This is a genomic window from Streptosporangium sp. NPDC006013 (assembly GCF_040614275.1).
In the GTDB taxonomy this organism is placed as follows: domain Bacteria; phylum Actinomycetota; class Actinomycetes; order Streptosporangiales; family Streptosporangiaceae; genus Streptosporangium.
In genome coordinates this window covers 1-1,304 of the sequence record NZ_JBEXUE010000955.1, presented here as the reverse complement: position 1 = coordinate 1,304, position 1,304 = coordinate 1, and the positions used below count along the sequence as shown (strand labels likewise).

Genomic DNA, 1,304 nt, shown 5'->3' with positions numbered 1-1,304 from the left:
GGTGGGCCGCTCCTTCACGTCTGTGGCCCCGTCTCAGTAGTGGCGGTAACGGGAACTCCGGCCGACCGGCCGGCCGATCGTCCTGCCCACGTGGAATCCGCCGGGCAGGTTGACGGTGACGTGTTTGCGGCCGTCGGGAGTTCTCGCGACGTGGAATCTGCGATTGCCGAAGCCGTGGCCGACCCCTCGTGGAGACAGGTCGATCCGGAAGGGACCGATTTTGATCGACTTTCTGTATCCCCAGCCCATTGTTCTCTCCCCGAACCTCGTGCCGTGTCAGAAGAACGACCGGAGTTCGCGAACGGTTCCCGGGAAACGCCCGTCAGCGACGCGCACCGCCGCCGAGCGTCTTGCGCCAGTGGAAACCGCCGGGCAGGTTGACGCTCAGCGTGCGGCGCCCGTCTGCCGTCTTGGTGACTCTGAAGGCACGGTTTCCCCAGCTGTGACCCACTCCACTCCGCGAAAGGTTAAGACGGAACGGACCGAACTTCATGGATTTCCGGTATCCCCAGCCCATTACTCCTCCTCAGGCGTGCTTCACGGAGATTCAGCTACCCGGCAGGCGCCGTACAAACATGCTCGAAAGCGGGTTTGAATCTCATCTCATGAACACGGGGGCCGTGGCCAGGCATCGATACCGGGCCGACCGGCCCGTCACTCCGGGAAATCCTTACTCCGGGAAAGCGGCCATCGGTGAAAGTCACTCGGCGGCGGTCGCCGTGGAGGTGGTGGTGGGTGAGGTGCTGGGGGAGGTGGCGGGCGCGGGCGGCATGCCGGGGAAGGTGTCGATCTCCGGGCGCAGGTTGTAGGAGCGGGTGACGCACTCCTGCATGGCCAGCGCGGCCATCTTGCGCAGTGCCGTGTCGGCGGAGGCCGCCAGCTCCAGGTAGGCGCCGGTCACCCTCCGCTCGACCAGCACGGCCAGCTCCACCGCCTGCGCCGCCGTGGACGGCGTGACCGGGAGCTCGTAGACCGCGGTCGGCTCGGCCGGGGTGCCGCCCATCTTGACGATCATGGCGCGGAGCTGGTCACGGCGGGCGCGGTGGGCGTTGTAGGCCGCCGTCATCTCGGTGCGCAGCCTCCCCGTGCTCCTGGCCCCGATGACCCCGTACGCGTACACGGCGGCGTGCTCGGCCGCCAGCGCCGCGCCGAGTCCCTGGTCGGCCCTCACAGCGATCTCGACAGGGCCAGGGCGTGCGCGGCCTCGCAGGTCCAGATGTGCCGCCAGCTCATCCGCCGTACCAGCCTGGCGTCGGGAGGAAAGCCGTGCGCGGTCCCGGCCGCCGACCAGACCACCCGCAACG

At 68.4% G+C, this 1,304-nt stretch carries 3 protein-coding genes; all 3 read right to left on the bottom strand.

Annotated elements, in window-relative coordinates; genetic code table 11:
* Nucleotides 1-33 precede the first annotated feature (33 nt).
* Nucleotides 34-249 (bottom strand): DUF4236 domain-containing protein, encoded by a 216-nt coding sequence (locus ABZ260_RS51200; RefSeq protein WP_355633280.1) that lies wholly within the window; start codon nucleotides 247-249, stop codon nucleotides 34-36.
* A 73-nt stretch (nucleotides 250-322) separates the two neighbouring features.
* Nucleotides 323-517: a DUF4236 domain-containing protein gene (locus ABZ260_RS51195; protein ID WP_355633278.1), complete on the bottom strand. Its 195-nt coding sequence runs from the start codon at nucleotides 515-517 to the stop codon at nucleotides 323-325.
* Nucleotides 518-700: 183 nt separating this feature from the next.
* Nucleotides 701-1,171 carry a ferritin-like domain-containing protein gene (locus ABZ260_RS51190; RefSeq protein WP_355633276.1) on the bottom strand — a complete coding sequence of 157 codons (471 nt, stop codon included), beginning with the start codon at nucleotides 1,169-1,171 and terminating at the stop codon, nucleotides 701-703.
* Nucleotides 1,172-1,304 lie beyond the last annotated feature (133 nt).